The 6,944-nt window shown below is 67.5% G+C and carries 7 protein-coding genes and 1 tRNA gene; 3 read left to right on the top strand and 5 right to left on the bottom strand.

The features are described 5' to 3' along the window. Both ACWD4U_RS29750 and ACWD4U_RS29745 read right to left on the bottom strand, forming a co-directional pair. On the bottom strand, window positions 1-919 hold a 919-nt coding region (locus ACWD4U_RS29750; protein ID WP_449787350.1), incomplete at its 3' end, for a ParB/RepB/Spo0J family partition protein. 96 nt (window positions 920-1,015) lie between these two features. Then, window positions 1,016-1,417: a hypothetical protein gene (locus ACWD4U_RS29745; RefSeq protein ID WP_363452250.1), complete on the bottom strand. Its 402-nt coding sequence runs from the start codon at window positions 1,415-1,417 to the stop codon at window positions 1,016-1,018. A 681-nt stretch (window positions 1,418-2,098) separates the two neighbouring features. Between ACWD4U_RS29745 and ACWD4U_RS29740 the strand changes: the two genes are divergently transcribed. Together ACWD4U_RS29740 and ACWD4U_RS29735 are read left to right on the top strand one after the other, a co-directional pair. Continuing rightward, on the top strand, window positions 2,099-2,635 hold the full coding sequence (locus tag ACWD4U_RS29740) for a hypothetical protein (RefSeq protein WP_363452249.1): 537 nt from the start codon (window positions 2,099-2,101) through the stop codon (window positions 2,633-2,635). Window positions 2,636-2,764: 129 nt separating this feature from the next. Further along, complete coding sequence (locus tag ACWD4U_RS29735) at window positions 2,765-3,397, top strand: hypothetical protein (RefSeq protein WP_363452248.1); 633 nt, start codon at window positions 2,765-2,767, stop codon at window positions 3,395-3,397. Between the two features lie 30 nt (window positions 3,398-3,427). On the opposite strand, the gene ACWD4U_RS29730 is transcribed toward ACWD4U_RS29735, so the two are convergent. Both ACWD4U_RS29730 and ACWD4U_RS29725 read right to left on the bottom strand, forming a co-directional pair. Next, the gene (locus tag ACWD4U_RS29730) at window positions 3,428-4,444 is read right to left on the bottom strand and encodes a recombinase zinc beta ribbon domain-containing protein (protein ID WP_449787349.1); all 1,017 of its coding nucleotides are present in this window, start codon (window positions 4,442-4,444) and stop codon (window positions 3,428-3,430) included. A gap of 118 nt (window positions 4,445-4,562) precedes the next feature. Next, window positions 4,563-4,841, bottom strand: a complete 279-nt coding sequence (locus ACWD4U_RS29725) for a helix-turn-helix domain-containing protein (protein ID WP_363452245.1) — start codon at window positions 4,839-4,841, stop codon at window positions 4,563-4,565. A 166-nt stretch (window positions 4,842-5,007) separates the two neighbouring features. Between ACWD4U_RS29725 and ACWD4U_RS29720 the strand changes: the two genes are divergently transcribed. After that, window positions 5,008-6,735 (top strand): site-specific integrase, encoded by a 1,728-nt coding sequence (locus ACWD4U_RS29720; RefSeq protein WP_363452243.1) that lies wholly within the window; start codon window positions 5,008-5,010, stop codon window positions 6,733-6,735. Window positions 6,736-6,852: 117 nt separating this feature from the next. Here the strand turns inward: ACWD4U_RS29720 and ACWD4U_RS29715 are convergent. Continuing rightward, a tRNA-Thr gene (locus ACWD4U_RS29715) sits at window positions 6,853-6,926 on the bottom strand. Between the last annotated feature and the right edge of the window lie 18 nt (window positions 6,927-6,944).

The raw sequence follows: 6,944 nt of genomic DNA, 5'->3' as shown, positions 1-6,944 counted from the left end.
CCGGGGTCTTCGGGGCTTCAGCCGCAGCCTTGGTCTTGGCGACGGTCTCGGCGGCGTCGTGGATGCCGTTGGCCTGCCGGACGATCCGACGGGCCAGGGTCACGCGGTTGGCGAGCCTGTCGAGCTCGCGCACATACCGGGGGAGTTCGCCGCCGAGGATGGCCGCCAGGTCCTCCGGCTTCTGGGTGGTCAGCTCCTCCAGCAGCGGCATGATCGCCTCCACCCTGGACAGCTTGTCGGCTGCCTGCGCCTTCTTCTTCGCCTTCTTCTCCTGGTCCTCCAGGGAGGGGCCCTCCTCGGTGATCATGCTCGTCTGCTGCTCCGCCATGCGGAGCCCTTGCGCGAAGTTGGCGGCCTCGATCTCGCTGTCGAAGTCCCCGCGGACGTAGCGGTTGGCGGCGATGATCTGGTGCTGCGGGCTCAGCTGGGCAATGTGCCAAGCGAGGTTCGGCTTGATCTGACCCTTCTCGACCATCTCGGCGACCTCGGCCCGCAGGGTGAGGAGCCCGAGGCGCCACTGGATGTGGGTCTTGGACTTGCCGAACTGCTTGGCGATCTTGTCCGCGTCCCAACCGAGCGCGGCGAGGTCGGCGTAGGCGGCGGCCTCCTCCAGGATGGTCATGTCAGCGCGCACCACGTTCTCGGTGATGGCGAGGACGTGGGCCTCAAGTTCGTTGGCCTCGCGGACCTGGACCGGGACGGAGGTCAGGCCGGCCTCCTGGGCCGCCCGCCAGCGCCGCTCCCCCGCAACGATCAGGTAGGGGACCTCCTTGCCCTCGACCTCCCGGACGGTGATCGGCTGGACGAGGCCGACGGCCTTGATCGAGGTGACCAGTTCCGCGTGCTTCTCCGGGTCGAAGAACTTCCGCGGCTGCTCCGGGTTCGGGGCGATCTGGCCGATTTCGATCTGCTTGAACATTTTCTGCTCCATTCTCAGCCCCGGCCTGTCCGGTGGCTTTCAACTTGATACTTATATCTTAGTCGCATTCACCTCTATTGCAATAAATGGCGGCAATTAAATTCGGGAATTCAATTCCCGGAAATTCTGCGCAATCTGGCATTTCTCGCGGCCACAGTGGGCGCGGTAGGCCGTCGCGCCGCCGGTGACGACACAGCGGCAGGCGAGGCACACCCGACTCCAAGCCTCCGGCGATTCGGGCGCGGCGGGCCGGGAGAGGTCGGAGGTCGCAACGCGCCTTCGGGGTCGGCTCAGCGCAACCTCCAGGAGGGCGCGATGGGTGGCGGCATCCGGATCAACCCCGGAGAGCGCCACCTCCTCGACCGGATCGGGCTCCTCCCTCGGCATCAGGCTCGCCGGATACTCCTCGGCCAGGAGCTTCGACAGGGGCCCGTACCGCTCGGCGAGAAGCCGGCGATACAGGGCGGATTCAGCATGTCCGGTCGGCGTTGCAACCATCACGTCCCTCGCGCGTCCACCTATGCGAAGGCCCGCCCCGTCGTGGACGCCGGGGCGGGCCTGGTTCGAATGCGGCGCGGACCTTCCCGCCGATCCGCGATCGCGCGGTGGGCTCCCCGTGGGCGGGGCGCGGGGGGTCGACCACCCACGGGGAGAGCGAGAAGGCCGTGCGCAGCACGGGCCGACAAGTCCTCCGCAACTGCGAATCCTTGCCGACGTGTGAGAAGTTAGCACCAAGCTTGCAGTCGTGTCACCTATCTTCACGGACTGCGGGGAGCCCGCTAGTCCGACTCCCCCCTTGGCGAGCACACCGCGGATTCGCCGCTCGCGACAGCCAGGGCGGCGACCACCCTGAGCGCCCCCTCCGGCACCTCCTCCGGCGAACTCCCGCTCCCGCCGGCCTCGATCACGTTCGGCCTCTCCCTCGCCAGCAGCCGGATTCGCCCTTCATCCAGCTCGACCATCGCCCGTCCCCCTCTCCGCCGCCGCCAGTCAGGCGCGCAGCGGACGCTCCAACGCAGCCCCCGGCCACTGCGGCACCTCCACCGAAGGAAGGATCTTGCGCCCGAGGTGATTTAAGTGTCAAGTTAATCTCATAAGGTCTTCACAGGGGGCTGGTTCGACGCCGAAGGGGGCCGGAGGCGTACAAACCGGACGTAGGCATATCAAGGGGGATGGTTCATGACGGGCAGTGAATCTGCTGCCGCCGCGACCAGCTTGGCCGCGAAGTTGCAGTTAATGCTGCGCCTCCGTCGAGATCCAGACGGCCACATCCCCAGTGCACGCGACATCTCCCGATGGACGACCGAGCCGGGCTACCTTCGGCCCGCCGTTTCACACACGGCGGTAAACGACCTGATAAATGGACAGAACGACAACCCCACCTCGGCTACGATCACCGCTCTCGCTCGGGCCTTGGACGCCCCGGCCGCCTGGTTCCTCCCCGGATGGAACGACCTGACGGCCCTGCGCGTCCTCTCCGAGCACAAGGCAGCGCGCGATGCGGTCCGCTTGATGGACGGTCTGGACGTAGAGGACATGACTGACGTCATGTGCTACGTCCAGGCAATCCGCCGCAAGCGCGGCCTGCCTGAATGCGTGCCTGAGATCCCCGTACCGCCAGCAGGGATCGATCAACCACGACAGGGCCGGCCGCGACGCCGGCTCAGTCTCGCCGAGGCTGCCCAGCGGGCAGCCGATGACCTGGAAGGACTGTGAACCCCCGTGGACGGGCTCATATTTGGCGTGTGCTCGCTGGCAACGGCTCTTGGAACAGCCCTGTGTCTGCGCTACGCCTGGCGGCGGCGCACGCAGGCGACCTACCGAGTCGCCCGCTGGTCGAGGGTTGTGGCACTCGCGGTCTGCTTCCTCGGGTCGCTGATCGCGATCCCTGCCGTCGCCGACACCTTCAACGAGCTGACCGGCGTCGCGGGCGGCGCGAAGCTGCTCGCGCACCTGGGCGCGGTGGCCTTCTGCGCCAGCCTCCAGATCATGATCGTGGACTGGGTGTACGAGAAGCCGTACATCCCCAGCGGAGTGTGGGCGCGCTTCACCCTGGTCGCCATCATCGCGGTCGCCCTGACGCTCCAGTTCCGCACGGCCAACGACTCCGGCCGGGAGTTCACCACCGACAACGCGGACAACCCGCAGATCGTGGCCTACCTGCTGACCTACCTCGCCTTCGCGGCCCTCGCCGGCCTGGAGATCGCCGTGCTGTCCGCAGGGTTGGCGGTGCACTCCTGGCGGGAGCGGCGCACGGCCAGCTACGGGCTGACCCTGGTCGCGCTCGGCGGAGCGTCCTGCGTCGCCTACTCGATCAGCAAGGGCGGGTACCTGATCGCCGTGCAGTTGTCCCACCCGTGGCGCCTGAGCACGGAGAAGGCGATCTCCTCGCCCATGGCGGGCCTCTACATCCTGTTCGTCGTCATCGGGCTCTGTGTGTCGCTGGCGGGTAGCCGCGGCGCGGCAGTCGACCGCTGACCGGCCCGCCGCCCGGTACGCCCTTCGGGGCTACTGGGCGGCGGTCTCGTCCCACTTCCGCCACTGGAGCGCCACCCGGTCGGCGTCGACCGTCCGGGAACCCCTGCCTCCCGGGTAGACCGAGATCCGTTCGAGCATCGCGCCGATCAGGGCCTTCCGCGACTTCAACGGCGCGTGCTTCCACCAGCGGATCAGGCTGGGCACGTCGGCCGAGGGCACCAGCGAGACCTGGCTCAGGAACCGGAGTCGGGAGGAGTCCCGCGCGATGCGCTCGTCCACCACCGCCTCGGCCTCTTGCAGCCGCCGGGCGAGTTCCTGCTTCGCCTCTTCCACGTCGGCGAGCACGCCCCCGGCCAGGTCCTGGTGGGCGACTTCCTTGGCCTTGGCGTACTGCGCCGACATCGCACGGCGCACCTTCTTGTCCTCCTCCAGGCGCTTTTTCAAGCCAGGGATCTCGGCGAGCAGGCTGTCCTTGGCGGCCTCGACCACGGCGCGGACCTCGGGCTTGGAGAGTTCGGCGAGCACGTGCTCGATGACGTACTTCTCACCGAGGTCGGCGTTCAGGCGGACCCGGCCGCAGCCGCCAGGGTGCTGGCGAGTGCTCGGCTTACACCGGTACCCCCGAGAGCCCGAATTGGAGGGCGAAGTGGACAGCGGGGTGCCACACAGCCCGCAGTCGAAGGTCACCGACAGATCGCCGGTGAGCAGGTAGTCCTGATCGTCCCTGCGGGTGGCCGGCCTTCGGGACTCGTTGAGCTCGGCCACCTTCACGAACATCTCGGGCGAGATGGCTGCCGGCCCGCCGGTTTTCACCAGCTCGCCCGAGTCTGTCCGCTTGAGTCCGGCAGCGGCGGGATTGGCGAAGACCTCCGCGAGGGTGCCCGGTCTCATGGGGTTGCCCATCGTGGAGAGGTGGCCTTCCGCCTCCATCCACGCGGTGATCTCGTACCACGACTGCCCTTCCAGGCGGCGGCGTCCCGCTGCTTGCAGCACAGCCGCTTCCTCGTCGATCAGGGTGGTACGCGCCGCGTCGGCGAATCCGTACAACCTCGGCATGTCTGGCCTCCACGCCCTCGCCGCGCCCCTGGCACTTGACGCCAGCTAGCCAAAGTAGGGTACACAACTGGAGGTCAAACGAGTAAAGGTCAGCACGGATCGTGATACATCATGATGCCTCCGAGTGCGAGGTCGGCACAGCCGTCTCGACGCCAAGGTAGGAACGCAGGGCCGCCGTCGGGACCTTGATCGTCTTGCCCAGCGTGAGCAGCCGCACCGGGAACTCCCCGTCGCGGATCAGTTCGTACGCCTTGTTCACCCCGATGTTGAGCGCGCGGGCCGCGATCTGCACGCTCACCGCTGTGGGCAGGGCCAGCAATTCGGCCTCGCTCATACCCTGCGCCGTGTCCCTCGACTGGCCAACGCTCTTGGCGTCGCTGTCAGCCATCTCTCTCCGCCGTTGTCTCCCCCACGCCAGCGTCCTTGCAGCATACAGAAGCTGTCTTACAAGCCGCGCAACATAACAGTCAACCGTGAAAAACCGGCGAGATCACGTGCCACTCGTGGTCTCACCAGACAGAAGCATCACGATCGACAGGCAAGGGATAAGCGAGTTGGCGAAGAAGCCGGTCTTCAAGGGCACCACCTACCGCCGGTGCGGCTGCAAGGTCGCGGTGACCGATGACGCGGGCAACACGGAGTTCGCAGCCGACGGGCAGCCCAAGCTCCGGGCACTGGGCGACGACTGCCCAGAGCTGCGCAAGCGGGACCACGGCTCCTGGTACTACTACGTCGAGCTGCCGGCCGGGCCCGACGGGAAGCGCCGACGGCCCCGCAAGGGCGGCTTCGAGTCCAAGACCAAGGCCGAGGAGGCAGCCACCAAGCTGTGGCTGCTCGCCAACGACGGCGTGGACGTCCTCTCCGACGAGACCGCCGAGGACTTCCTGCGCCGATACCTCACCGAGCGAACCGACTTGAAGCGTTCCACCCGCAACGACTACGGGGACTACATCGAGCGCGTCTACATACCGGCCTTCGGCAAGGTGAAGATGCGGGACCTGGGCGTCACGCACGTCAAGGCGATGTTCCGCGGCATCACCGAACAGAACCTCGCGCACCAGAAGAACCAGGAGGAGGCGAACGCCGCCCTGGTCGCGGAGCGCGCGGCCCACGCAGCGTGGAAGGCGGGCGGGCGAGGGAAGGACCCGGCGCTGCGGGCCGACTGGAAGGCCGCCCAGGAAGCCCTGAAGGTTGCACGCGCGAAGCCGCGTCACATCACCGGTCCCGGAACGCAGTTGAAGCTCAAGAACACCCTCAGCGGGGCCTTCAAGGCCGCGATCATCGAAGGGCTGATCGCGGAGAACTTCACAACCGGCGTCGTCCTGCCCAAGTACATCCGGCCCAAGCCGCTCGTCTGGACCCCGGCCCGCGAGAAGGCGTACCGGGAGACCGGCAAGATCCCCGGCCCGGTCATGATCTGGACGCCCGAGCAAGCGGGCCGCTTCCTCGACCTGGTCACCGAGCACCGGCTCTACCCCCTGTTCCACCTCATGGCCTTCCGGGGGCTCCGCCGCGGGGAAGCCCTCGGCCTGTCGTGGGCCGAGACTGACCTCGAGGAAGCAGGAACCATCCACGTCATCGAGAACCTGGTGACGGACTCGGTGGAGGTCTGGGAGGACACCCCCAAGAGCGAGAGCGGCGATCGCACCATCACCCTCGACTCCGAGACATGGCGGCTGCTGCTCGCTTGGAAGCAGCGCCAGCAGGAGGAGCGGGAGGAGTGGGAGAAGGACGGCGCGAAGGCGTGGACGAACTCCGGGAAGGTCTTCACCCTTGAGGACGGCACTCCGTACCACCCCGACACCGTCTCGCAGATATTCGACCGGCTCATCGAGAAGCACGACCTGTTGCCGATCAACCTCAAGGGCCTGCGGGCGCTGGCGGCTTCGCTGTCCCTGGCGGCCGGTCTCGCCATGAAGGCGATCCAGGCTCTCCTGGGCCACTCCTCGTACAACCTCACCGCGAACTCCTACACCGCGCTCATGCCGCAGTTCGACCGGGCCAACGCCGAGGCTCCCCTGTCCGTCGTTCCTCGCGGGGGCTCAAGCGATCTCCCCGAGTCGTCCGGCGACGAGGTCACCGACTCCGTGATGGAGATCCTGCGGGCGCTGGCACCAGGCGCGGGCGTGCTGCTCCCCAAGGTGGCTGCCTCCATCGTGGCCGTTGTGCGGGGCTCCGCTCCAGCCGCCGAGGTGCCGGTGGGCGCACGGGAAGCTGCTCCGGTGGCGGCCTCCGCGAACGACCGGGTGCGGTCGCGCGTCCCCACCGGGAAGGTCGCCTGACGGCGTGTCCTCACCCTGTCCCCACCGGACAACAAAACCCCCTCCAGGAGGCCCTGGAGGGGGTTTTGTCTAGACCAATTCTCTTGCCCGTAAGCCTCTGACCTGCTGCGGAGCCTGAGCCCCCTGTCGGGTTCGAACCGACGACCCCCGCTTTACAAGAGCGGTGCTCTGGCCAGCTGAGCTAAGGAGGCGCGGTGGCCGTCCGCGGA

This window comes from Kitasatospora sp. NPDC002522, assembly GCF_053595195.1.
Note: the sequence above shows the minus strand (reverse complement) of the source record. Positions and strands in the feature narration are given on the sequence as shown.

What these genes read in the sequence shown, in the direction of transcription:
- ACWD4U_RS29745 (WP_363452250.1), bottom strand. Translation starts at nt 1,417, where the DNA reads ATGGTTGCAACGCCGACCGGACATGCTGAATCCGCCCTGTATCGCCGG.
- ACWD4U_RS29740 (WP_363452249.1), top strand. Translation starts at nt 2,099, where the DNA reads ATGACGGGCAGTGAATCTGCTGCCGCCGCGACCAGCTTGGCCGCGAAG.
- ACWD4U_RS29725 (WP_363452245.1), bottom strand. Translation starts at nt 4,841, where the DNA reads ATGGCTGACAGCGACGCCAAGAGCGTTGGCCAGTCGAGGGACACGGCG.